Annotated in this window: 24 protein-coding genes; 7 read left to right on the top strand and 17 right to left on the bottom strand. The window is 34.3% G+C overall.

Annotated elements, in window-relative coordinates:
* Positions 1-118 precede the first annotated feature (118 nt).
* Positions 119-2,725, top strand: a complete 2,607-nt coding sequence (locus AB1K81_RS05295) for a DEAD/DEAH box helicase family protein (protein WP_412975585.1) — start codon at positions 119-121, stop codon at positions 2,723-2,725.
* Between the two features lie 470 nt (positions 2,726-3,195).
* Positions 3,196-4,266, top strand: coding sequence for a tyrosine recombinase XerS (xerS, locus tag AB1K81_RS05300; protein ID WP_412975586.1), 1,071 nt, complete (start codon positions 3,196-3,198; stop codon positions 4,264-4,266).
* 432 nt (positions 4,267-4,698) lie between these two features.
* Here xerS and AB1K81_RS05305 read toward each other — a convergent pair whose 3' ends face one another.
* Entirely contained in the window at positions 4,699-5,769 is a 1,071-nt protein-coding gene (locus AB1K81_RS05305; RefSeq protein ID WP_412975587.1) for a citrate/2-methylcitrate synthase, read from the bottom strand.
* A 111-nt stretch (positions 5,770-5,880) separates the two neighbouring features.
* Here AB1K81_RS05305 and AB1K81_RS05310 point away from each other — a divergent pair, with 111 nt between their 5' ends.
* The 3 genes from AB1K81_RS05310 to modB all read left to right on the top strand — a co-directional run bounded on the left by AB1K81_RS05310 (position 5,881) and on the right by modB (position 8,267).
* Positions 5,881-6,756: a LysR family transcriptional regulator gene (locus AB1K81_RS05310; protein WP_412975588.1), complete on the top strand. Its 876-nt coding sequence runs from the start codon at positions 5,881-5,883 to the stop codon at positions 6,754-6,756.
* A 64-nt stretch (positions 6,757-6,820) separates the two neighbouring features.
* Entirely contained in the window at positions 6,821-7,606 is a 786-nt protein-coding gene (gene modA, locus AB1K81_RS05315) for a molybdate ABC transporter substrate-binding protein (protein WP_412975589.1), read from the top strand.
* Positions 7,587-8,267: a molybdate ABC transporter permease subunit gene (modB, locus tag AB1K81_RS05320; RefSeq protein WP_412975590.1), complete on the top strand. Its 681-nt coding sequence runs from the start codon at positions 7,587-7,589 to the stop codon at positions 8,265-8,267. Before modA ends, modB begins: the two co-directional genes overlap by 20 nt.
* 189 nt (positions 8,268-8,456) lie before the next feature.
* Here modB and AB1K81_RS05325 read toward each other — a convergent pair whose 3' ends face one another.
* From AB1K81_RS05325 to AB1K81_RS05360, 8 genes are all read right to left on the bottom strand, one after another.
* Positions 8,457-9,983, bottom strand: a complete 1,527-nt coding sequence (locus AB1K81_RS05325) for an FAD-dependent oxidoreductase (RefSeq protein ID WP_412975591.1) — start codon at positions 9,981-9,983, stop codon at positions 8,457-8,459.
* A 396-nt stretch (positions 9,984-10,379) separates the two neighbouring features.
* On the bottom strand, positions 10,380-10,619 hold the full coding sequence (locus AB1K81_RS05330) for a ferredoxin family protein (protein ID WP_412975592.1): 240 nt from the start codon (positions 10,617-10,619) through the stop codon (positions 10,380-10,382).
* Positions 10,620-10,833: 214 nt separating this feature from the next.
* Positions 10,834-11,388: an NADPH-dependent FMN reductase gene (locus tag AB1K81_RS05335; protein WP_412975593.1), complete on the bottom strand. Its 555-nt coding sequence runs from the start codon at positions 11,386-11,388 to the stop codon at positions 10,834-10,836.
* An 88-nt stretch (positions 11,389-11,476) separates the two neighbouring features.
* Entirely contained in the window at positions 11,477-11,680 is a 204-nt protein-coding gene (locus AB1K81_RS05340; RefSeq protein WP_412975594.1) for a DUF6501 family protein, read from the bottom strand.
* A 54-nt stretch (positions 11,681-11,734) separates the two neighbouring features.
* Positions 11,735-12,688, bottom strand: coding sequence for a peptide-methionine (R)-S-oxide reductase MsrB (gene msrB, locus AB1K81_RS05345; protein ID WP_412975595.1), 954 nt, complete (start codon positions 12,686-12,688; stop codon positions 11,735-11,737).
* A 76-nt stretch (positions 12,689-12,764) separates the two neighbouring features.
* A complete protein-coding gene (gene vrrA / locus AB1K81_RS05350) occupies positions 12,765-13,211 on the bottom strand; it encodes a VrrA/YqfQ family protein (protein ID WP_412975596.1) in 447 nt (148 codons plus the stop codon).
* A 189-nt stretch (positions 13,212-13,400) separates the two neighbouring features.
* Entirely contained in the window at positions 13,401-16,511 is a 3,111-nt protein-coding gene (locus AB1K81_RS05355; protein ID WP_412975597.1) for an AAA family ATPase, read from the bottom strand.
* A gap of 1 nt (position 16,512) precedes the next feature.
* The gene (locus AB1K81_RS05360) at positions 16,513-17,664 is read right to left on the bottom strand and encodes an exonuclease SbcCD subunit D (RefSeq protein ID WP_412975598.1); all 1,152 of its coding nucleotides are present in this window, start codon (positions 17,662-17,664) and stop codon (positions 16,513-16,515) included.
* A 118-nt stretch (positions 17,665-17,782) separates the two neighbouring features.
* On the opposite strand from AB1K81_RS05360, the gene AB1K81_RS05365 reads away from it, so the two are divergent.
* Positions 17,783-18,106: a YolD-like family protein gene (locus tag AB1K81_RS05365; protein WP_412975599.1), complete on the top strand. Its 324-nt coding sequence runs from the start codon at positions 17,783-17,785 to the stop codon at positions 18,104-18,106.
* 37 nt (positions 18,107-18,143) lie between these two features.
* Here the strand turns inward: AB1K81_RS05365 and AB1K81_RS05370 are convergent, their stop codons facing one another.
* The 6 genes from AB1K81_RS05370 to AB1K81_RS05395 form a co-directional block, all read right to left on the bottom strand.
* A complete protein-coding gene (locus AB1K81_RS05370; protein ID WP_412975600.1) occupies positions 18,144-18,365 on the bottom strand; it encodes a YozE family protein in 222 nt (73 codons plus the stop codon).
* A 17-nt stretch (positions 18,366-18,382) separates the two neighbouring features.
* Entirely contained in the window at positions 18,383-19,132 is a 750-nt protein-coding gene (tatC, locus tag AB1K81_RS05375) for a twin-arginine translocase subunit TatC (RefSeq protein WP_412975601.1), read from the bottom strand.
* Between the two features lie 84 nt (positions 19,133-19,216).
* Positions 19,217-19,411 (bottom strand): twin-arginine translocase TatA/TatE family subunit, encoded by a 195-nt coding sequence (locus AB1K81_RS05380; protein ID WP_412975602.1) that lies wholly within the window; start codon positions 19,409-19,411, stop codon positions 19,217-19,219.
* Between the two features lie 20 nt (positions 19,412-19,431).
* Positions 19,432-19,635 carry a twin-arginine translocase TatA/TatE family subunit gene (gene tatA, locus AB1K81_RS05385; protein WP_412975603.1) on the bottom strand — a complete coding sequence of 68 codons (204 nt, stop codon included), beginning with the start codon at positions 19,633-19,635 and terminating at the stop codon, positions 19,432-19,434.
* A 165-nt stretch (positions 19,636-19,800) separates the two neighbouring features.
* On the bottom strand, positions 19,801-20,292 hold the full coding sequence (locus tag AB1K81_RS05390) for a dihydrofolate reductase (RefSeq protein ID WP_412975604.1): 492 nt from the start codon (positions 20,290-20,292) through the stop codon (positions 19,801-19,803).
* A gap of 12 nt (positions 20,293-20,304) precedes the next feature.
* Complete coding sequence (locus AB1K81_RS05395) at positions 20,305-21,261, bottom strand: thymidylate synthase (protein WP_412975605.1); 957 nt, start codon at positions 21,259-21,261, stop codon at positions 20,305-20,307.
* Between the two features lie 136 nt (positions 21,262-21,397).
* Between AB1K81_RS05395 and AB1K81_RS05400 the strand changes: the two genes are divergently transcribed.
* A complete protein-coding gene (locus AB1K81_RS05400) occupies positions 21,398-22,396 on the top strand; it encodes a C40 family peptidase (RefSeq protein WP_412975606.1) in 999 nt (332 codons plus the stop codon).
* Between the two features lie 84 nt (positions 22,397-22,480).
* On the opposite strand, the gene AB1K81_RS05405 is transcribed toward AB1K81_RS05400, so the two are convergent.
* A complete protein-coding gene (locus AB1K81_RS05405) occupies positions 22,481-23,077 on the bottom strand; it encodes an HD domain-containing protein (RefSeq protein WP_412975607.1) in 597 nt (198 codons plus the stop codon).
* Complete coding sequence (locus AB1K81_RS05410) at positions 23,077-24,768, bottom strand: formate--tetrahydrofolate ligase (RefSeq protein ID WP_412975608.1); 1,692 nt, start codon at positions 24,766-24,768, stop codon at positions 23,077-23,079. Before AB1K81_RS05410 ends, AB1K81_RS05405 begins: the two co-directional genes overlap by 1 nt.
* Positions 24,769-24,802 lie beyond the last annotated feature (34 nt).

A 24,802-nucleotide genomic window follows, 5' to 3' on the forward strand; every position in this document is an offset into this window, starting at 1 on the left:
AAAATATCTAAATAAGTTGTATCCGTTTCCATATTTCGATAACATATTATTGCATAGAAATAAAAAATTAGGGATTACCAGTTGAGAAATGTACAAAAATTAAAAAGGGGGAATTGTTATGGAGAGAAAGAAATTCGAATTTGTTAAACCAAAGATTGTGAAGACTGTTGAAAAAGACCCAGAATCGATTTTTAGGGAATTACAAATACCAAACATAAAAGGCTTATGGTCCCAACAAGCTGATATTTTACGGGAATATTATAATAAGTTTAAAACAAATCCAGATGTCGCTATTGAACTACCAACGGGGACAGGTAAAACTCTTATCGGATTATTAATTGCCGAATACAGGAGAAGGTGCCATCAAGAACGTGTACTCTACTTATGTCCAACTAAACAATTAGCAAAACAAGTTTATTCTAAGGCAAAGGAATATGGTTTGCCAGCAAGCCTGCTTATTGGCCCGCAGAAGGAATATTCAGAGGAAGAGTACGGAAATTATGTAACTAGCAAATCCGTTGGCATTACTACATATAGTGCTGTTTTTAACACAAACCCTTTTAAAATGGATGATGCAAATACCATACTGTTGGACGATGCTCACTCAGCAGAAAATTACATTTCATCATTATGGACAGTAGAGATAAAAAGAAAAGATAATAAGGAAGTTTTTGAGAGCATTATTGAATTATTCAAGGAAGATATTTCAGATTACAATTATACGAGAATAATGAGTGGTGATAACGAACATTATAAGCCGATTTATGATCTTATTCCCTATCCAAAATATCTTGAAAAACTACCTCAATTGATACAATTGCTTGAAACAAATATCACTGAATACGGTAATGCCAAACACCCATGGTCAAAAATAAATGGAAACTTGGAAGCGTGTCAAATGTTCTTTTCCTGGGGAGAAATTAATATAAAACCACTAGTCCCACCTACAAAAACTCACTCTGCATTTAGTGATGCGAATCAGAGAATATATATGTCAGCAACACTCGGAGAAGGAGGAGAGCTTGAAAGAATTTCAGGGATAAGGAAAATTAGTAAGATACCTATTCCTAAGGGATGGGATAAATATAGTAATGGAAGGAGATTAATTCTTTTTCCAAATAGAATTTTTAATCCAGATGATGCCATGAAAGTGGCGTTTGGTACAATTCGTAATCAAGGAAGGGCGTTAGTTCTATGTCCGGACAACCGTACTGCTCAGTTTTTTATTTCAAAGATGGAACAACAATTACCAGAATATACAATATTGGATTCATCAGCCATAGAAGACAGTTTGGAGCCATTTTCATCAAAGGAAAAGGTCGTGCTTGTGCTAACCAATAGATATGATGGGATAGATTTATCCGGGGATACTTGTCGCTTACAAATTGTGTTTGGGATGCCTGAGGCTACAAACTTACAAGAAGGATTTTTGTGGAATAGATTAAATGCGAATGCTGTGTTGAGTGAGTTAGTGAAAACCAGGATTACGCAGGCACTTGGAAGATGCACACGTTCAAATGATGACTTTGCAAATGTTATTATGCTAGATCCTAATCTATTGAAATTTTGTTCTAAGCGAGAGAATTTAATAGGATTTCACCCGGAAATTCAAGCAGAAATTGAGTTTGGGCTTAGTAACTCGGGGAAAATTGAATCAGTTGAAGAGATGGTCGGTTTTATGAATGACTTCATAACCGATAAAGAATACTTTACTGCTATTAATGATGCAGTGACGGAAATTCGAGAGGAATATGAGAAAAAAACTAAGGCTGAGGTTCAAAAACTAACACTTAATGTTGAAAACGAAATTGATTTTACTTATGCGTTATGGAAAATGGAACTAGATAGAGCTCTTGAGAAAGCAAAATTAATACTAGAAAAATTGAGTGGTGGTAAGGAACTTGAGGGTTATCGTGCTTGGTGGTATTACATCGCTGGTAATACAGCATTCTTAGCTAAAACAATGATTCCGATAGACCCAAATTTAGACAGGAATTATTATTCATCTGCATTAAGAATGTCCAACGGTATTTCATGGTTAGCTGATTTGATTCACACCGTTCCTACGGAAAAAGACGTTCCACGAATTGACCCTTACCTTGCGATACAAACAGATAACATTGAAATGGTGTTGAATAATCTAGGGTTATTCGGAGTTATGTTTGAAAAAAATATGAAGAAGTTGTTGGATCTGATTAACAACGATGACGCCAAAAAGTTTGAACAAGGATTGGAGCATCTAGGCAGAATACTTGGTTTTGAGGTTGTCCTTCCAAAAGGGGATACAGTTCCAGATGGAGTTTGGTACTTAAGAGATAAGTTCTTTGGATTTGAAGCAAAGACAGAAGAAGACCAAGGTGATCCTGTATACAGTGATGCTTGCAGGCAGACAGATGGGCATAAAAAATGGATTAGGGAAAATGTTCCTTTCCCAGAAGAAGGAACAGTCGATGCTGTCATGATAAGCCACAAAAGTATGATTCGCAGGGACGCTTTGCCTCAATCAAGAGGCTTATTCCACATAAACACATCTGATGTTAGAGAAATAGCGTTAAAAGCAACGAATGTGTTAAGGGCTATTCGTTCAGTTTTAGCGAAGGATGGTGAACCGAGTTTATTCCATAAGGAGCATATCGGTAATACTATTACTAAGGAAAGATTGACTTACCGAGATATAGAAGAGTTTCTTAAAACAACCCCCCTTGATGAATTGGAACAGTATTAATAAATAATGAGGCACCGTCCAGAAAAGTCGTCTTTATTGGCGACCTTTTCTGTTTGAACGTTATGAACTTAATTTTAACTCAGTTTGGAATCGATTAGACAGAATTCGAAGGGAGACAAATAAAATTTATAAAACCAGTTCTTTTATTTCACCAGAACGTAGTGGACAAAACTAGAGAATTAAATTAGACATATAAAAACATACAATTTGGACGAATAATCTGCAACAGAAGCTATAAAAGTTTTTAATTACTAATAACAGAGTAATCTCTTGCTATTAGTTATTTGATTAATAGCATTAATAGTTGGGAAAGTACAGTAAACGGAATACAATTTTTTAATGAAAAGCAACAAATTTGTGTTAATTGTCAATTATACAAAGGAAAGGAGAATAAACTATATTATTACGTAAAATATAAATTTGACGAAGTAATATATGTAGAATTAAAATATAGGTGAGGGGTGAGCTATTTGAGTAAAGATAAAAAGCAACATTTATATGCAAGAATTGAAGAAAAAGTAAAAGAACTACCATGGTATGTTGGTGAATTTATTGATAAAAAGCGAAGAAAATTATCTGCAGCTTCCCTTTTAAATTATTGTCATGATTATATTATATTCTTTGACTGGTTATTAGCAGAGGGGTATTTTAGGGGGAAAATAGTAGATATACCTCTTAATGTACTTGAAAAGCTTACAGTGCAACAAATAGAAGACTTTTTATCCTTTTTAGAGTATAATCTAGGGAACACTCCACTTACTATTAATCGGAAATTGTCTGCATTACGATCCTTATTCCATTACCTACAAAATGTAGCAGAAACAAATGACTTGGAGCCCTATATTCAACGAAATGTTATGGCGAAAATTGAATTAAATGATGTAAAAGAAGATCAAGAAACTTTAGCTAACCGTATAGAAGGTAAAATATTACGAGGTGATGAATATGAACAGTTTCGTCAATTTGTTGCCAGTGATTACGGATTGGTACACAAGGATAACAAAAAGCTCTTTAACTTTCACGAGAAAAACCGTGAGAGAGACACTGCAATAGTATCATTAATACTTGGATCAGGACTAAGACTTTCTGAAGTAGTTAATATTGATATTGACGATATTGATTGGCAAAAAAATACTGTTAGAGTTATAAGAAAAGGAAACAAAGAACAATATGTATATTTCAGTGAGCAAGCAAGTATAGACTTAAAGGAATACATATCTGTGCGAGAAGTAAAATACCAGGTTAGCAAAAACTTTAAAGCTCTATTCATTGCATCATCTATGGGTCCTAAAGATACGTCCAGAAGACTAACAGGACGTTCTATTGAAAAAATAATTGAAAAATATGCAAAAGCATTTGGTAAACCAGCCTTATCTGTACATAAATTAAGACACTCATTTGCAACTAGATATCACTTTGAAAACAATGATGTACCTAAATTAAGAAGACAGTTGGGCCATTCATCGATACAAACAACTATGATCTATACACATCTAACTAATGAAGAAATGAGAAGTGCGGTTAATAAAGCAGACAACTAGTTAGACATAAAAGGGTTTCAGTATTTTTGTGTCACTAACTGATTTGTTTTAGTCAAAAAAAGAACATAAAGCAGCTCATTAAGTAAATTTGTGTCACTAAATTAGACAAAATTCAAGTTGATTTAATGTTTTTAGTAAAAGATATATAAATTTTAGCATAACGAATACCCTGAAAAGGGGAAGTAATATAATAAAAGTACTGATTCAGTATATTTGTGTCATTTCGTTAAGTATTTTTGTGTCACTGGTCAGCATAAAGGGAAGGAATAATGATAAATTAATTTTATATTTCCAAGTTAACATAATATAAATTATGGGAAGTTATTGGTTAAAAATTAATTTCTGTCTCACTTAACAAGTATACTTTAGATAGTGAGACAGAATAAAAAATTACTGCGAATCAACTTTAAATTATTCTACAGCAATTATAAATTATTTTCCTACATAGATTGCATTTGGTCTAAATATCGTATTGTTATCTAATTGTTCGATTGCATGTGCACACCAGCCGACAATTCTACTTGAACTAAAAATTGGTGTAAATAAATCTGGATCTATATTTATTGTTTTCATTATTGCAGCTGCATAATATTCTACATTAGTATAAAGTTTTTTATCTGGTTTTGATTGTTGTAAGATTTTAATTGTTTCTTTTTCCGTTTCTAACGCTAATGTTATCCATTCTGGCAAATCATCCATTTGCATTAAGATGGTTTTTAAAGCTTCCGCGCGTGGATCGACTGTTTTATATACACGATGACCAAACCCCATAATTTTTTCTTTATTTTTTAATTTCTTGTGAATCACCTCACATATTGCTTCTTTTGTTCCAATTTCTTCTAATAATGCAATAACTCCTGATGGTGCACCACCATGTAACGGACCTTTCATAGTACCAAGTGCACTTGTGATTGCAGAAACTAAGTCACTTTCCGTAGAAATGGTCACTCTTGCAGCAAATGTTGATGCATTTAATCCATGTTCCATAGTTAACATGAGATATGTTTCTAGTATTTTAGCGTGATTGGAATTTCGTTTACCAGTTAGCATATAGATAAAATTTTCAACATGATTTAGTTCATGATCCGGCTTTATAATCGGTCGATCATTTACTTGTCGATATCGATATGAGATTAATGTAGGCATAAACGCTATCAATTTTTCTGCTGTTTGAAAAATATTCTCGTTACTATCAGTATAATAAGCAGATATAATCGTTCTCATTACATCCATTAGTTGCATTTTCTGAGGAAGTTGATTAAGTATGGTTACTAAATAATCTGGAATAATTCGATTTTGTATTAAATTTAATGTAAATTCCTTTAATTGCTCTGCACTGGGAAACTTATTATATAGTAAAAAATACGCAACTTCCTCGAATGAATAGTTCTCAACTAAACTTTGTACGGTGGTACCTCGATAAGTTAATAATCCTTTATTGCCATCAATATTACTTAATTCGGTCTGAACAGCAGTTACCCCTTTTAATCCTGGTTGAAACATTTCTTCACTCTCCCTTCCCTCTTTGGCTTCATTATAAAGCATTAAAAAGATTATTAATATTTAATGTTTTTTAATATAATAATAAATAATACTTATTAATGAGGTGTAAAGATGGACATTCGCCTATTGAGAACCTTTATTCTTGCTGCAGAATATGAAAACTATCGTGAGGTTGCAGAGAAATTGTATGTAACCCAGCCTGCTGTTACATTTCAAATTAAACAATTAGAAAAGGAATTGAGTGGAAAATTATTTGTTAAAGACGGAAGAAATATTGTCTTAACAGAGTTTGGGCGATTATTTTATCAGGAAGCATGTAAAATGATCTCTCAATATGAAGCTAGCATTCAGCGATTAAATCAATTCAAACAAGGGTTTCATAAGCTTGTTCGCGTTGCCATATCACCATTACTTGCGGACACTATATTACCTTCCATCCTACATAAGTACATGAGGGAGAATCCTACTGTGGAACTAATGATTCAAGTGATGGAATCAAATGAAATCTCGTCTTGTATAGAAAGTGGCGAGGCTGATCTTGGTCTTTCTTGTTTACCAGGTAATAGATTAAAATCAGTACTATTTCATGAAGAAGAAGTATCTTTAGTAATAAGACATGATGGATATGATGCCGAGTCTGGCCCTATATTAGATGCAAAAGAAATTCTTGAAAATAATATTTTATTTACTGATAATCATCCTTTTTATTGGTTAGAGTTGAAGGAACAGCTAAAGCTTAAAATCCCTTCACTTAAAACAATGAAAGTGAATCAGTCTTATATTACGAAACGATTTATCGCAGAAGGTATGGGTGTAAGCTTTTTACCTAAATCTAGTATAAATAAAGAACTAATGGAAGGTAGATTACTAGAGGTTCCTATTGACTTTATACATATCCCTAAGGCAAGCATGTATTTTATTTACAAAAATGAATTCCAATTAGATTCAAATTTAATTCCATTTATCTCTTCTTTCCACTTTAGTTAGCAATCAAGTACAGAATTTTACATTTAAATATAGTAAACTATAACTAGCTTTCTAGATTTATCAAATGAGGTGGATATTATTGTTATATAGAAAGATGTTAATATCATTATCTGTTTTAGTCTTAATAATAACCGCTGGTTGTTCTGGTCGACCTGGGCATGTAGAGATTACGGTATCTGCTGCAGTCAGCCTTAAGGATGCTCTAGAAGAAATTAAACAATTATATGAGGAAGAAAACCATGATGTGAAAATAAGGTTCAACTTCGGCGGATCTGGTTCTTTACAACAGCAGATATCACAAGGTGCACCAGTCGATATATTCTTTTCTGCTGCAGAAGATAAATTTAGTACGCTAGTCGAAGAAGGATTAATTACAGATGCAAACGGTATTACCGTATTACGTAATGAACTTGTTTTAATTGTACCTACGAAAAATTCATATGGTATTTCAAGTTTCGAAGATTTATTACATAATGAGATAGAACATATTTCTATAGGGATACCAGAAACCGTTCCCGCAGGTAAATATGCAAAGGAAACGTTAGAGACTCTCAATCTTTGGAGTGATTTAGAGTCAAAAATAGTATATGCCAAAGATGTAAGACAAGTTTTAGCATACGTAGAAACTGGGAATGTAGAAGCTGGAGTTGTTTATAAAACCGATGCTCTTCAGTCTGAAAAAGTAGCAATTGTAACAGCTGCTGATTCAAGTTCACATTCAAATATTTCCTATCCAATTGGGATTATAAACAATACGAAAAACTATGAAGCTGCTAAAGATTTTTATAACTTTATTCAAAAACAAAATTCATTAGAGGTATTCAAAAATTATGGATTCATTACTGACTAATTTACTATCAGAGCAATTTTTTAACCCTATATGGTTGTCATTAAAAGTAGCTGTTGTTTCAAGCTTTATCGTAATCATTTTAGGAACGATAATAGGTCGATTATTCTCTAAGAAAAAATTTAAGGGGAAAGCCATTTTAGAAACATTTATCATGCTTCCTATGGTTCTCCCCCCTACCGTTGTTGGCTTTTTCTTAATTGTCATCTTTGGGAAAAATAGTATAGTAGGAAAAGTAATCGAATGGGTATTTGACCAGTCTATTATGTTTACTTGGTATGCAGCAGTGACTGCAGCTATAGTAGTAGCTTTTCCTCTTATGTATCAATCCTCTAAATCAGCATTTCAAGGTGTGGATAATGATATTGAAGAAGCTGCAAGATTAGATGGAGCAAGTGAAAGGAAAGTATTCTTACTTGTTTCGATACCATTAGCTTCGAAAATGTTAATTACAGGTTGTATTCTAAGTTTCGCACGGGCTTTAGGGGAATTCGGTGCAACGTTAATGTTCGCTGGTAATATCCCAGGGGTAACGCAAACCGTCCCTACGGCAATTTATGTTGCAATGGATTCTGGGGATATGACATTAGCATGGCTGTGGGTAATTTCCATTGTCTTAATCTCATTTCTTATGTTGTTGTTTGTTCGTATTAGAGAAGTTTAAAGAAAAGTCCATGACTAGTATGTCTTGGGCTTTACTGCATCTATATCCATCGTCATTCCCCTTTCTAAATCTTTCCTATCTCTACGTTCATAATATAATATATGATACAATTTTCAAAATAAACAAACCACAAAACAACCGTACAGTTATTTACAACCGTACGGCTAGCAACAATTCTAGGAAAGTTAATTATTCAAGCTCAATCCGCTCAAGTGGCCTTTTGGCGGGTCCTTCCATTACCTCTCCAGTATAAGAGAACCTTGAACCATGACAAGGACAATCCCACGTTCTTTCTCCTGAATTCCATTCGACTTCACAACCCATATGAGTACATGTTGTATCAACACAATGGAAATTCTCCTCTTGATCCTTATATACACCTGCTCTCTTTCCATTTATACGAGTTACAGTAGCATCATCCTTTGATAAAGATTTAATCGTTTGATCCGTAAATTCTAGCTTACCTTTGATTAAATGCTTTGCTACATCTGCATTTATACGTGCGAATTTACGTAAAGAAGGATCTGCCTGAAACCTAGAAGGAGAAAATAACTCAGAAAAAGGATTATCGTTTCCCTGAATAATATCCGTTATGACTCTTGCTGCAACGATTCCATTAGTCATCCCCCATTTTCGAAATCCTGTAGCAACAAATACTGTATCTTCTTCCTCGGAAATTCTACCAATGTAAGGAAGTTTATCTAATGTAGTTAAATCTTGCGCTGACCAACGATATAAAATCTCCTCAACACCAATTTGTGCCTCTGCAAAATCTTGTAATGCTTTGTAATGGTCGATGGTAGACTTCCCTTGCCCTGTTTTATGGTTTTCTCCAATTACAAGCCACGCTTCTTCCCCATCAATTTTCACCGATCGTAACGAGCGGGTTGGTTCTTCAGCTGTTATATACATCCCACCTGGATAATTCTTTTTTGATTTTATTGCTAGAACATACGCTCTTTCTGCATACATTCTAGTCGGATAAAACCCTTGACCATCATAAAATGGAAAATGGGATGCTACGAATACATTCTTACATATAATCCGATGTCCATCTCTAGTGATTATAGCCGGATGCTTATTATATTCCACATCAATAGCCGTAGTATTTTCATAAAATTTGGCACCATGTTTAACGGCTTCTTCAGCTAATACTTTTAAAAACTTTATTGGATGGTATTGGGCTTGCTTTTTCATAATTAATGCTTTTTTATGATGGGCTTTAATTGGGATAGTATCGGTTAATTCACTTTCAATACCTAAAGTATCGTATGCTTTCTTCTCCGTTTCTAATTGAGTTATGTAATCATCTGAGTTCGTGTAAATAATTGCATCTTGTTCTTCAAATTCGCAATCAATGGATAATTCTTTAGCTATTTCTTCAATGAAATCTTTAGCATTCATTTGTGCTTCGTAGTACAATTTAGCTTTCTCTTCACCAAAATGCTTAATAAATTCATCATAAATAAGACCATGCTGAGCTGTAATTTTAGCAGTGGTATGCCCAGTTGTACCATTTAATATTTCTCCAGCATCAATTAAAGCTACTTTCACGTTTTGCTTAGCAAGTAAATAAGCAGCTGTAATACCTACAATTCCTCCTCCAACAATACCAACGTCTACCTTTATTCCTTCCTCTAATTTAGGATAACTTTCGATGTCAGTCTTCCTCCAATATGATTCCGGAAACTGCGGTAATTCTTTTGATTCAGCCATCAATAAACCACTCCTTCATTAACTGCAAGTATCGAGCAATTATGTCATCATTGAAAATATCAATAATCAGTATTTCCAATATTAGTTGGATTTATATGGTATTTTATAAAAAGGGATAAGTATTTGCAGTGAGCAGAGTCAATGAAATATGAATTAGATTTCCGGCGATTGAGTAAGTTATTACTAGCGTAGATAGGTAAGAAGCCTTATGAACAGAATAGTAGTATTTTAAGTAGAATGTAGTGAAAGGAATATTGAAATTTATATTAAAGAAGATAAAAACATATCATCCACTCACTCGTGATGATAATTTTAGTTACCATTAATGAAACTGACAAACATTACATCGCATTCCCAAAAATAAAAATCGCTACCTATAATGGTAGCGACGCTTAATTATCTATCCTCAAAGAACTTACGGTTCAATAAGATATACTCGTTTTCCTCTTCCGGTACTTCGTCTTCCATGAAAATTGCTTCAACTGGACATACTGCTTCACAAGCACCACAATCGATACAAATATCTGGATCTATAAAAAACATATCTTTGCCTTCTTCTATACAATCAACAGGACATACTTCCACACATTCCCCTGCTTTTTCTGTTTTACAAGGCGACGTAATGACAAATGCCATGTAAGACCCTCCTTTTACAAAATATAAACCTGTATAAATGCCATATTATAGTAATTATACTACAGAACTTTATTTTATTGTTCAAGCAATTACTAATAGAATCACCTTTTTCATTTTTTTCATACGATTGAAGTCGTAGATTGGAATACGTAATGAGCACCCAAAATCAATTTAAAAAGAAGCAAGGTTGGAATAACCCTGCTCCTCTCTTACGTTATGGACGTTGTGCATTGATAAAATCTATAAATGTGTCCACTTTGCTATCTAGGAATTCGATAGTAGTTATATCGGTTATAGTACCAGTTTCTTGCTCAATTTTCTGAGCTGCCAGGTTAATTAAAACTTCATTTCCACCTGGCGGAAGTACTTTTGCGTGAACTCCAGTAGAGGATAATATTTCCCTTAAATGAAGTTGAGCACGAATGGTTCCAAGTACTCCTTGAGAAGCACCTAATGGAAAAACAGGTTTATTAACGAAAACTCTTTCAACACGGGAAACCCAATCCAGTGCATTTTTTAAAACACCTGGAATCGACCAGTTGTACTCAGGAGTAACAATAATAACAGCATCAGCACTTGCTATTTCTTTTTTGAAATCTTTTACTACTTCTGGAGGATTATGTTCCTCATCTTGATTATAAAAAGGTAATACGCTTATATCTAATATACTCATATCAAATTTATCTTTATATCGCTCCTGCATAAATTTAGCGATCTTCATGTTCAATGATTCTTTTCGAATACTTCCAACTAATGTAACAACTTTCATGTTGACCCCTCCATCATGTTTTGAATCAAGTAGTTATATCATATTTCTATATGTAGCAATATTCCGGCCTATAATCGGCCGGATAATATTAAACTTCTTTAAAATAATCTTTGCGAAATCCTGCGATACGATTACTGTCATCAAAAATAAAATAGAACTCTTCCGTTTCATTTTTGACGTCATATTTTTTCCCTGGTGTTAACTTATTATCTACAACGAATTTTTTCGCGTTTGCATGTACACATTCAATTTGTTTAATTGTTGGATTATTTTCCCACTTTAAATGCATCATAATTAATTTGACCCCTTTAGTTAACATAATCTTATTATGGTAAACAGATATTTTTTAATCGAATAATTTTAGTAAGTGACCGTAACCTTCTTCTTCCATATTCTCTTTTGGAACAAAACGCATTGCTGCAGAATTCATACAATATCGTAGGCCACCTTGCTCTTTCGGTCCATCCTCAAATACATGTCCTAAATGTGAATCGGCTGTTCTACTACGGATTTCTGTACGGATCATACCGTGTGATGTATCTAATTCTTCTACTACTTCATACGCATCAATTGGTTTTGTAAAGCTTGGCCAACCACATCCTGCATCGTACTGATCCTTTGAAGAAAATAATGGTTTTCCTGATACTATATCTACATAAATACCTTCTTCTTGGTTGTCCCAGTATTCATTTTGGAAAGGACGCTCCGTTCCTTTTTCTTGTGTTACATGATATTGAAGTGGTGTTAGTTTCTCTTTTAGGTTTGTCTTGTCGACTTTCCAAGTATTCTTTATGAAATCTTCCCTGCCCGAGCCTTTTTTATAGAGGCGATAATGGAAGGATTGTTTTTTATAATAGTCTTGGTGCCCCTTTTCTGCTTCATAAAAAGGCTTGGCAGGAATTATTTTGGTGACAATAGGTTTCGAAAACTTTCCACTTTTCTCTAAAGCATGCCTTGACTTTTCAGCAAGTTCCTTTTGCTTTTCATTATGATAAAAAATCGCTGTTTGATAAGATTCTCCTCGATCGTTAAATTGCCCTCCTGGATCAGTCGGATCTATTTGTTGCCAAAACGTCTCCAGTAGTTGTTCGTACGGCATTAATTCTGGATTAAAAGTGATTTGTACCGCTTCCACATGTCCTGTTGTATTAGAACATACTTGTTCGTAAGTTGGATTTTCTACATGCCCACCTGTATAACCAGAAACAACACGCTCTACACCTGGACGAGTATCAAAAGGCTCCACCATGCACCAGAAGCAACCACCTGCAAAAGTGGCTTTTTCGAATCTATCTGTCATATTTATTACCTCCAATTATTCCTACTACCATTCATTTTTTCCTTTTTTGTAGGAAAAATCAAGTGTGGTGCTCCATTTATATGAATAATTTTGGTGTAGATTGGCCAGTTCCTGTTCTTTTAACAGGTGACTGTTCATCATTACTACTTGGTAACGAATCTTGAGTTATGCTCTCTAATACATTACTTTCCTCTTGTTGCTCTGTACTTTCCATATCTTTAAATGCCTTCATCATTCGGTACATCGCAGGTAGGTTACGTACCAGTGGACCATATTGTTTCACTATTGGAGCGGCAGTATCGACAACTCGTAACACTTGTTGAACACCGTTTAAGGTTTTCGCAATGCCTTCCACGCCCCTTGATGCCATTTGACCTATATTTTGGTTGTGTCCGATAAACTGCTGTAGAAAACCTGTAATATGATTATTTCTTGCTGGCATTTGACGGTAGCCTTGATTTGGAAACATAAAATCGTTTCTAGGCATACTATGTCTAGATTGTCTGTTTGGTGGGAATACCATAATGCCATCCCTCATTTCCATAGTTATCTCTAGTTCATTGTACGTTTCTAGTCGTAAAGGGTGTAGGCTAACAAAATAAAAATAAGGATTAAATGGTTATATTTCCCGGGTAACCGCAAGAAACAACATATTCCTAACGATTCTATGCGATTCTTGACGAAAGAAGGCATATTTTGAATTTTTTAACTATTAACCGAAACGGAAGCCTAATTTTGATCCTCTGTGGGAAGGTTCAATCACTAATTTCGTATGAATCTCATTTTTCAATGCTGGTACATGGGAAATAATTCCGAGTAATCGATTACTTTCTTGTAAATCTTTTAAACAATCGATTGCTTGTTGAAGCGATATTTCATCCAACGTACCAAAGCCTTCGTCAATAAATAATGTATCTAGCTGTACTCCACCAGCATGTGCTTGTACAACATCAGCTAAACCTAATGCTAAACTTAAGGCTGTTTTAAACCCTTCTCCTCCTGATAATGTTTTAACTGATCGTGTTATACCAGTATGGTGGTCCATCACTTCTAAATCAAGTCCACTCTGTGCACCTCGTTTAGCCACTTCTCCGCTTCGAACAAGTTGATAACGGTGATCCGTCATTCGATCTAAACGAACATTTGCTTGTAATAGGATTTCATCCAAGAAGGAGGCTAGCACAAAGCGTTCAAAAGATAGACGTAATGAATTATTTCCACTTGATAAGTCTGCCAATGACCCAACGATGTAATAATCTCCTTCTAAACTTTTTTTTCTATCAATTTTTTCATTTAGTCGTTTCAATGTCTCCTCATCATGTTTGATCTTTGATTGAATTTTTAACAGTTTTTCTAAAATCAATTGTAGTTCCTGTTTAATTAGATTAACTTCTTCCTCAATCTCGTCTAATTTAACTCTTTGTTCGTTGGTAAGTTGTTCCTTCAGTTCTTCTAAACGATAGTTTATTTTCTTTATAGAAGATTCGAATTCCTCTATTTCTTGCTCAAATTGCTTTTGTTGTTCAATCGGTAATTTCACCTTGTGATAATCTTCTATACTAATAAATTCATTTGATTTAATAGCCAAAAGAAAATTCTCATAATGCGTTTCATAGGTTTTCTTTGTCACTTGTTCGAATTCTTGAATTTGTTCTAAAACGGTCATTTGTTTCTGTAGTAATTCCTTTGTTCTTTCATAGGTCGCCTTTATCGTTTCCCATTCATGTACAATTCTTTCATAGTTTTTTTCTTTTTGTTTAAGTGCTAATCTGAAAGACTGTGGGTCCTCAATATCTTTAGGCAACTGGCTCTCTAATTCTTCTATTTTGGCAATAGTTTGTAGTAGCTGATCACTGACCTCTTGTACATTTTTAGATTCTAAATCAAACGTTTGTTTTAACTCCTGCCTCTTATGTTGACAAGCTATTTTTTTCTCTTGAATGGCCTTGATTTCATTTTGTTTTACAGTTATTCCATCCAATTTTCGTTTAATACTTTGAATTTCGTTTGTAACATTTTCTTCTAAATTCGTAATTTCTTCCATTACAAATCCAGGGAATATGGCTTTTAACTGGTCTTCTAGCTTATCAACTAAAGAGCGTTGCGATTGTCCGTTTGTTTTATGATTTACAAATTCTTGCTGAACCATTTCAAACTCATGTTCTTTTCGTTGAATTAGTAATTTTAATTTTTCTAATTCTTCAAAGTGATTTTCGATTGTGTCTTGTACTGCTATATTAGGATGGTGAGTTGATCCACAAACGGGACAGGCTTCACCAGGAACTAACTGGTGAGCAAGTATGATGGCATATTGTTCTTTTTGTGCTAATTGTAATGCATCATATTGTTCTTTTAACTTTCTAATTTCTTCTTGTTTTTCTTTATAATTAAGTTGTGCTACCGAATACTTTTTCCTTAAACCTAAAAGCTTCCGATTTTCTATTTGATATTCATGTATTTTATTTTTTATTTCTTCCTGTTTGGTTAACGCAATATTTGTTTCGTAAAAAGCTTTTGTAAGCATGCTTTCCTCAGCAAGTTGTCCATCTAAATGTTCTAGAGACTTTTCCATATCCGTTAGACTGACTTGGAGATTATTTAGTTTTTCAGTTCCTTGAACTTTCTTCTGTTCTAATTCATTTTGTTTCTTTTTTAATTCTAAGTAATGATTAATGGATTCTAGTTGTTTTAGCCCTTGGTTAATTTCTTCTTTTAAGCTTTCTCGTTCTTTTTCGTTATTTATCGCTTCTTCATATTTTGGTTTAATATGTTCATATTCAAGTTTTAGATGTTTTACTGCTTTTTCTTGCTCCTGAAGTTTATTAACTTGCGTTTGCCACTCAGTTTTACGCGCCTCTGCTTGTTCTTCAAGTGGAACGATTTGTTGTGCTATTTTAGCAAGATGAAGTTTCTCTTTTTTTTCATTAATTGAGCCTTCCATCAGGTTTAGACGTTCGCTTTCTAGTAGTAGCGTCTCTTGCTCTATAAATTTTTCTTCAATAATACTTGCTTTTCGAAGCCTGTCCTCTGCTAAATTTACCTTTTTCTGATGGTTTACTTTGGCTTCATTTTGTTCTATTTCTTGTTTTTTCATTTCATCGATTTCTTTTTTTAGTTTTTCTAATCGTATTTCAATTGTATCCTGTTCCTCTAGTTCGACTTGCTGCCAATCAACATTAGAAATGTCGTACTCAATATCTGTTTCTAGCTTTTTAATTTCAGTCTCTAACTCTTTAGCTTGTACCTTTAATTCATCAGTCATCTTTTCATAAAAGTGGGTACGAAATATTTTTTGGAGAATTGCTTCACGTTCTCTACTATTCTCAGAAATTAGCTTTCGAAACTCCCCTTGAGGTATTAGCACCATTTTTCGAAATTGCTCATAATCGAATCCTAGTTTTGCTTCAATTGTTTCGTTTACATCTTTTATGCGAGAGGAAATCAATTGCCTTTCACCATTGACAATTTCATACAATACTGCTTTAGCTGGTTCCTCTGTGTATCCGTCCCCTCGTTCTTTTTTCTTTTGTTGCTTCGGATGTCGTATAATCTCATATACATTATTATTTAACGCAAAACGAAATTCCACTTCAGTAGGCTCATCAATTCCAGCAAAGTGACTTCTAAGGGAATCCTGATCACGGTCTAATCCGCTTGCTTTGCCATATAACGCATAAGAAATTGCATCAAAAACAGTTGTCTTCCCAGCACCAGTTGGGCCGGTAATTAGAAAAATAGATTCATCTCCTAATTGCTCAAAGTCTAACGTTTGTTTCTCTAAATATGGACCAAAGGCAGTTATACTTAACTTGATAGCACGCATTCTATTCCCCTCTTTCCTTTGCCATTACTGTTGAAATGGTTTTCTCAATGTATTCCATGCGCTTATCATCAATCTCTTCACCAGTTATATCCTCATAAAAAGAGGCAAATAATTCAGTATGAGATTGTGTTTGTTTTTGTCTAATTTGTTGTAAGTCTAATAAGCTTTTTGTTGTTGAATAGCCTACACGCTCTAACCGTAAAATGTTGGGATAGATTTTTCTTAGTTTGTACATAGGGTCCATAATCTGTCCCTTGTCTAGTAGACGTATGTGCAAATAATCCTCGTTTTTCTCTAATGGTTTTTGAAGTAAATCTTCAAAGTATCCTTCCACAATACGCAAATCATGCTTCGGTATTAATGGGACATATTTCAACTCGCATTTCCCCTCTTCATCTAGCTCTACAATAGTTATAGATTTTTTATGATTTGCTTCTGAGAATGAATACTTTAATATAGAACCGCTATAACGAACTTCATCGCGCTTAATTCGTTGTGGTTGATGCAGGTGGCCTAATGCGACATAGACAAAGTCTTGGAATAGCTGGGCATCGACATACGGAGTTCCACCAATCATCGATAATCTTTCTTCAGATTCAGACTCCATCCCACCAGCTACAAAGGCATGCCCTACAAAGATGTGGCGCTTACTCATATCGTTATTTTCTTTAATATAGTTTGTTACTGCTTCCATAGCTGTCTGATGTGAATTTATCGTGTCATCTTTAAAAAGCTCCTTTGCCTCAGCGGGTTCAATATAAGGAACTAAATGGAAATAAACTGGACCATGCTCATCATCTATAATAACTGGTTCAAGACTTCTATTTAGCCTTGTTTCAATATAAAGTCGTTGTGATCGAAATAGTTCTGTACCAAATTCTAGACGTTCTGGACTGTCGTGGTTACCTGAGATCGCTAATACTGGGATTTTAATGTCCGTTACAAGGGTTGTTAACACACGATTTAATAAATCGACTGCTTCTTTCGGTGGAATAGCTCTGTCATACAAATCTCCAGCCACTACTAAAACATCCGGTTTCTCTGTTCGAATAATATCTAATAATTGGTTAAGGATATATTCCTGTTCCTGTGTCATATGGACGCTATTAACAATCTTTCCAAGATGCCAATCAGCGGTATGTAATATTTTCATGCTTCCTTCCCCCTTGTGATTTCTTCTACTATTTTATCATGTTTACTCATTATATAGTAAAATGCTTCCTTGAAAAGCAAACGAATGTTCGTATATAATAATGGTGAGGTGATCATAAATGGTTAATGATAGAGGGTCCATCAAATGGACATCATTAATGCTTCCTGAACATGTTGAACTTTTAAAAACAATATGGAGTGAAGATAAACGTGCCCGTAAACCTTATCTTGACGAACAGGAGCTTGAGGTAATAAACAATCAAATGATGGAAGCCTATCAAGAAATACGACTTATCAAACTGATATATTACTATGATGGAAAAATGTTAGAGACTATTGGTACGATTAAGAAATTTGATCAACGAAGCCAAAAAGTTCTATTAAAGGATATAGACGAAGAACTTTTATCTATTCCATTTCAAGCTATATATCGAATTGAATAACAAATAATGGGCAAGTCAATATAGACTGCCCATTCCTTTAATCTTTTTCTTTAATTAGGTACTCTTCCCAAAGAGAATCAAAAACAGATATTGCATTCGTAAAAGGACTATTCCATTCCAAATACTCACTAATCTCATTATAGCTATCCGATTGCTTAGGAAAGTTATGATCCTGAAACATCCAATCAGCAAGTCTACTTTCATCATCTGGTTTCTTTTTTCCACGATAGCTCATCATAAAATGATAAAACGAGCGCATATATAACACCTCAAAATTTAATTTTCCGCTTCCATAAACTCACGATGTTTTTCCTCTTTCTTTCTATACACTATGCCTGAAAGATAGACGCTGATTTCATACAGAAGGAAGAAAGGAACAGAAACGATAAGTGGTAAAATAAAGTCAGGTGGCGTTACCATTGCGGCAACAATAATTAAGATAAAATAAGCATATTTTCTCATTTTCCTCATACTACTAGGCGATAATATTCCGATACTAGTTAAGAACATTGCGATAATAGGTATTTCAAAAATAATAGCAAATGGCAATGTAATACGAAAAACGAACTTAAAGTATTTTTCTACTGTAAACATTTCATTGAACATGCCATCATTTAAGGATAAAAGAAATGGAAGAATCAAGTTAATAAACATAATGTATCCAACAACTAATCCACCAACAAAAAGTAGAAAAATTGCAGGAATATACGCTAAGGATGCTTTTCTTTCTTTTGGTGTTAGACCTGGCTTAATAAAGAGCCATATTTGTAAAGCTAATATTGGAATAGTCGCTGCTAATGCAACAATTCCCGCCATTGTAAATTGTACCCAGAATACTTCTCCTAGGCCAATTACCGTTAGTTTAAAATCAATATGGCTTTCAAAAAAACCATAAATCTCTTTGACATAAGCAAAACTAGCTATGAAAAAGACAACAAAGAAAAAAGCAGTTACAACTAACCTATTTCGTAATTCTGCTAAATGCCCAGTGAAATTCATTTCTTTCTCTACATCGTTCCGTACCATACATTACACCTCAAAAAGTTCAAATCATTCTGTTTGAAACAGAAAAGAAGATGCAAGGTTTAGAAACCTTACACCTTTATTTAGTCATTTTTTATTGTTGTATTCATTTGCTGGTTTTTCTTGTTTAGCATCATCTGAAACGATATCTTTTGCAGCATTACGAAACTCACGTAACGAACTACCAAAAGCTTTACCAATTTCCGGAAGCTTTGAAGGGCCAAAAATTACTAATGCAACAATAAGAATTAAGATTAAACCGGGTACACCGATACTACTCATAAATGCTCACTCCAAAAGATTTATTTGTTATCTTTCCCTTTTACAAGATCTTTCGTATCCTTAATTTCATCTGTTACATCTTCGGTTAAATCCTTCGTAGATTTCTTAAATTCGCGTAACGTTTGTCCAGCAGCTTTACCAATTTCAGGTAGCTTTTTCGGACCAAATATAACTAATGCAATAATAAGTATTAAAATTAATCCTGGAATTCCAATTGCAGCCATACATACACCTTCTTCTATCTGATTAATGTCATTATAGATCATAAAACATGCATTTCATATGTAACTTCGAAATCTATCACAAAACGTTCAAAAATAAAGGTGGTCATCTCCATAACCACCTTTATTTTATCAGTAAAATTATGAATATACAACCATCACGCAAGACTACTTAATTCGATCATATTGTATGAAGTAATAATCATAGGGATTCTTTTCATCTTTTATACCCTTTACTCTTGATGTTTCCTTCCACATTTCAAGTGAAAAATCTGGAAAAAACACATCTCCATTAAATTCCTCTTCAATTAACGTAATATACATACGATCAGCAAAAGGAAGAATTTGTTCAAATATTCCCCCTCCACCAATTATAAAGAGTTCTTCTTCTGAGTTCTTTTTATCCATAGTAAGTATAGAATTTATATCTTGGATTAATTCAACCCCTAAAGGGAGCTCGATGTCACTTTTACTTAATACAATATTACGTCTATTAGGGAGTGCTCGTCCAATTGAATCAAATGTCTTTCTTCCCATAATAATCGTACGGCCCGTCGTTTTTTCTTTAAAGAATTTTAAATCATTCGGAAGATGCCAAGGCAGATCATTATTTGCCCCAATTACTTGATTACGATCCATTGCAAATAATAATGATATCATATTTATTCCTCCTTATACTGCAATAGGAGCTTTTATAGTAGGATGTGGATCATAGCCTATTATTTCAAAATCACTTAATTCAAAATCAAAAATAGACTTTTTCTCTTTGTTTAATTTTATATCCGGCATTACTTTCATATCACGTCTCAATTGAATTTTTACTTGTTCCACATGATTACCATAAATATGTGCATCACCTAGCGTATGAACAAACTCGCCAACTTCTAACCCTGTTTCATGAGCTATTAAATGAGTTAATAATGCATAGCTCGCAATATTGAACGGTACTCCTAAAAACACGTCAGCACTACGTTGGTATAACTGGCAAGAAAGCTTACCATCAGCAACATAGAATTGGAACAATGTATGACAAGGTGGTAGTGCCATATTCGGAACCTCTTCTGGATTCCATGCAGATACAATATGTCTACGGGAATTCGGGTTAGTACGTATTGCTTCAATTACTTCTTTTAATTGATCGATAGTTTCGTTTTGCGAGGTCTTCCATGCTCTCCATTGTTTTCCATAAACAGAACCAAGGTCACCATATTTTTGGGCAAATTGGTCATCTGATACTATTTGTTTCTTAAAATATTCCATTTGTTCTTCGTAGAGTTTATTAAATTCAGGATCAACTTGGCTGCGATTACCGAAATCAGTCATATCAGGACCAGTATACTCATCACTTTCAATCCATTTTTTAAAAGCCCATTCATTCCAAATGTTATTATTATTTTCTAATAAGTAACGTATATTAGTATCGCCTTTTATAAACCATAATAATTCACTAGCAACTAAACGAAATGGCACTCTTTTCGTAGTTAATAGTGGAAACCCTTCTTGTAAATTAAAACGCATTTGATGACCAAATACAGAATATGTGCCTGTATTAGTTCGATCATCTCGTTTTGTTCCATTCGATAAAATATGATGACATAAGTCTAGATAAGCTTGTTCTCCTGTTACCACTAGCTACTCCCCCTAAAATCTATTTTGTTTTTATTATTGTATCATAATAATCTTGTAACATAATCGTAATTCATAAATCCATAATATTTGCAATAAAACTAGTTAACAAGAGTCAAACTGAAAGGGGTCATGATGCATGTTAAATGGTACGGTTGAAAATATTGCCAAGAATACGCTAATATATAGCTTTGTTCTTAGTCAACCTTTTGCCCTTTATGCTGGAGCGTATCCGATTATTCAAAATAAAACATTGCTCGAAGCGGAACATTTAGAATATGGGGACCATGGTGAATCTGTAAGAATTTTACAATATAAATTAAATGAGTTATCTTATTACGAGGATAGGATTGATGGCGAACTAGGTGTACTTACAGAGCATGCGCTTAAGAAGTTTCAACGGGATCATGATATTACCATTTCTGGTCAAGCTGACAAAGAAACGATAATTGCACTAATTGAAGTTGAAATTGAGCGTCATATAAAACGATTAGAGAATCTATCAGATTCTGTTTATCCCGGTCAAAGAAGTGAAGATGTAAAAATCGTTCAAGAATCATTACAGTACTTCGGGTACTATGAAGGTGAGATTGATGGAATCTATGGCCCGTTGACTAAAAAGGCTGTAGAACTTGCGGAAGAAAAACATGATATTGATTTTCTTGATGAGGCACCACAACAATCATTAAATACGCTATATACCTCTGAAATACAGCAAACAGCTCAAGCAAGTGTACAACCAAAAGAAAAATCAACGATTAAAAATGTGAGCGTTACAGCAAATTCGTCTAGTTTTATCCAAACTGCCTATGCATATGTCGGTACTCCTTATGTATGGGGTGGTACTTCTCCTAGTGGGTTTGACTGTAGTGGTTTTTTACAATATGTACACAGCGTACATGGCGTGACGATACCAAGAACGGTTAGTGATATATGGAATTTTGGATCACCAGTCAACTCACTTTCAGTAGGTGATTTAGTATTTTTTGAAACATATAAACCTGGTCCTTCTCATGCTGGGATTTATGTAGGAAATGGTCAATTTATCCATGCGGGGTTAGATGGTGTTGAAGTAAGTAATATGGGAGATGCATATTGGCAACAAAGATACTTAGGAGCAAAGCGGATTGCTGGCTAATATACTTAAAACATAAGGAGAACCTCAAGTAGAAGTTCTCCTTATAATCGTTACTAAATTGTAATTTATTTTATCTAACAGGCTTCAGTAACCCCACTCTTCCAAAAATTGTGCTATAAAAGTTTCTACAAATTCATGTCTCTGTTGGGCAATTGCTATAGCAGCATTAGTATGTAACGTATCCTTTAAGTGGAGAATTTTATCGTAAAAATGTTGCAACGAAGTAGACTCTTTGTCTACATCATGATACATAAGTCTCCCCTTTGCCCCACCATATGCAAACGTTCTTGCTATACCGATAGCTCCTATTGCATCTATTCTATCAGCATCCTGAATAATTTTCCCTTCCATAGTCACAGGGATTTTTCCTTTACTGAATGATATGTTTTCAATCGCAGCATGAATTGCTTTAATTTTCACTTCGGAAACACGTATAGCTGTTAGAAAATCATCCAATTCTCTTAGAGCCTTATCAGGATCAGAAAACAATTTATGATCTCCTACGTCATGAAGCCATGCGCCTGCTACACATATAAAAGTGTCTGCCTTCTCTTCCACTGCAATTTGTCTCGCTAACCTTGCTACTCGTTTTAAGTGGAAAAAATCGTGGCCACTTGAATCTTTACCAAAAAGTTCCTTACAATAATCTTGAATTGCCGAAAGTTGTTCTGTTTGATTCATTAGAATAAACCTACAATCTTTCCATCTTTGGTCACATCCATGTTTAATGCAGCTGGTTTCTTCGGAAGACCTGGCATAGTCATAATATCTCCTGTCAATGCGACAATAAACCCAGCACCTATTGAAGGTCGGAATTCTCTAATTGTAATCGTAAAATCCGTTGGACGACCAAGCAAGCTAGGATTATCAGAAAGTGAGTATTGGGTTTTAGCCATACAAACCGGTAAATTCCCCCAACCTTGTTTTTCAAAGAAAGTAAGTTGTTTTTTTGCTTTCGCTGAAAACTCTACACCTTTTGCGCCATATACTGTTTTAGCAATTTTTGTAATTTTAACGTCTAAAGAATCTTCTATATCATAAACTCGTTTAAAATTCTTTTCCTTTGTTTCAGCAGCCTGTACAATCTTTTCAGCGAGTTCGATACCGCCTTCTCCACCTTTAGCCCAAACATCTGTTAAAGCCACATCAAAATAGTTTTCCTCGCACCAGGCTTTAATATATTCGACTTCGTTTGACGTATCAGTTGGAAATTTATTAATGGCAATAACAAAAGGTAACCCAAAATATTGAATTGTTTCAATATGTTTTTTCAGGTTTTCTATCCCTACCTTTAAGGCATTTATATTTTCTTCGGTTAACTGGTTCTTTGGAACACCTCCATGCATTTTTAAAGCTCGAACTGTGGCAACTATCACTACTGCATCAGTATCAATGTTTCCTGCTCTAGTTTTAATATCAAGGAACTTTTCTGCACCAAGGTCAGCTCCAAATCCTGCTTCTGTCACCACATACTCCCCTAATTTTGCAGCTGTTTTCGTCGCAATGATACTATTACAACCGTGAGCTATATTTGCGAAAGGTCCACCATGTATAATAGCTGGTGTATTTTCGATTGTTTGGACTAAATTAGGTTTAATCGCATCCTTTAATAGTAATGTCAATGCGCCTTCCACTTTTAAATCACGAGCATATACTGGCTCTTCATTATATGTATATCCAATTACGATATTAGCGATTCGGTTTTTTAAGTCCTGTAAATCGTTTGATAAGCAAAGAATTGCCATGATTTCAGAAGCAACTGTAATATTGAAACCGTCTTCTCTCGGAATACCTCTTGAAGGTCCCCCAAGACCGACTATAATTTGTCTTAATGCGCGGTCATTCATGTCCATCACACGTTTAAATTCAATTCTTCTAGGATCAATATTTAATTCATTCCCTTGATGAATATGATTATCAATCATTGCAGCTAAAGCATTATTAGCACTTGTTATCGCGTGTAAGTCACCTGTAAAATGAAGATTGATATCCTCCATTGGTAGCACTTGAGAATATCCTCCACCTGCTGCTCCTCCTTTGATTCCCATAACCGGACCTAAGGAAGGTTCTCGCAGTGCAATGACAGTCTTTTTTCCAATTTTATTGAGCGCCTGACCTAATCCAACCGTAACGGTTGATTTTCCTTCCCCTGCAGGAGTTGGGCTAATTGCTGTAACTAAAATAACTTTACCGTTTGGCTTAGCTTCTAACTTTTGGTAAAGCTTATCTGACAACTTAGCCTTCGTGTGTCCATATGGTTCGTAATCCTCATAAGTTAAATTTAAGTCCTCAGCTATTTGTTGTATTGGCTTTAACTTTGCAGATTGTGCAATTTCAATATCTGTTAACAAATTCTTTTCCCCCTTAGACATTTATTGGATAATCAAACTAATTATTATGATACAT

Origin of the sequence: Ornithinibacillus jepli (assembly GCF_047228935.1) — a bacterium.
Classification (GTDB): Bacteria; Bacillota; Bacilli; order Bacillales; family Amphibacillaceae; genus Ornithinibacillus.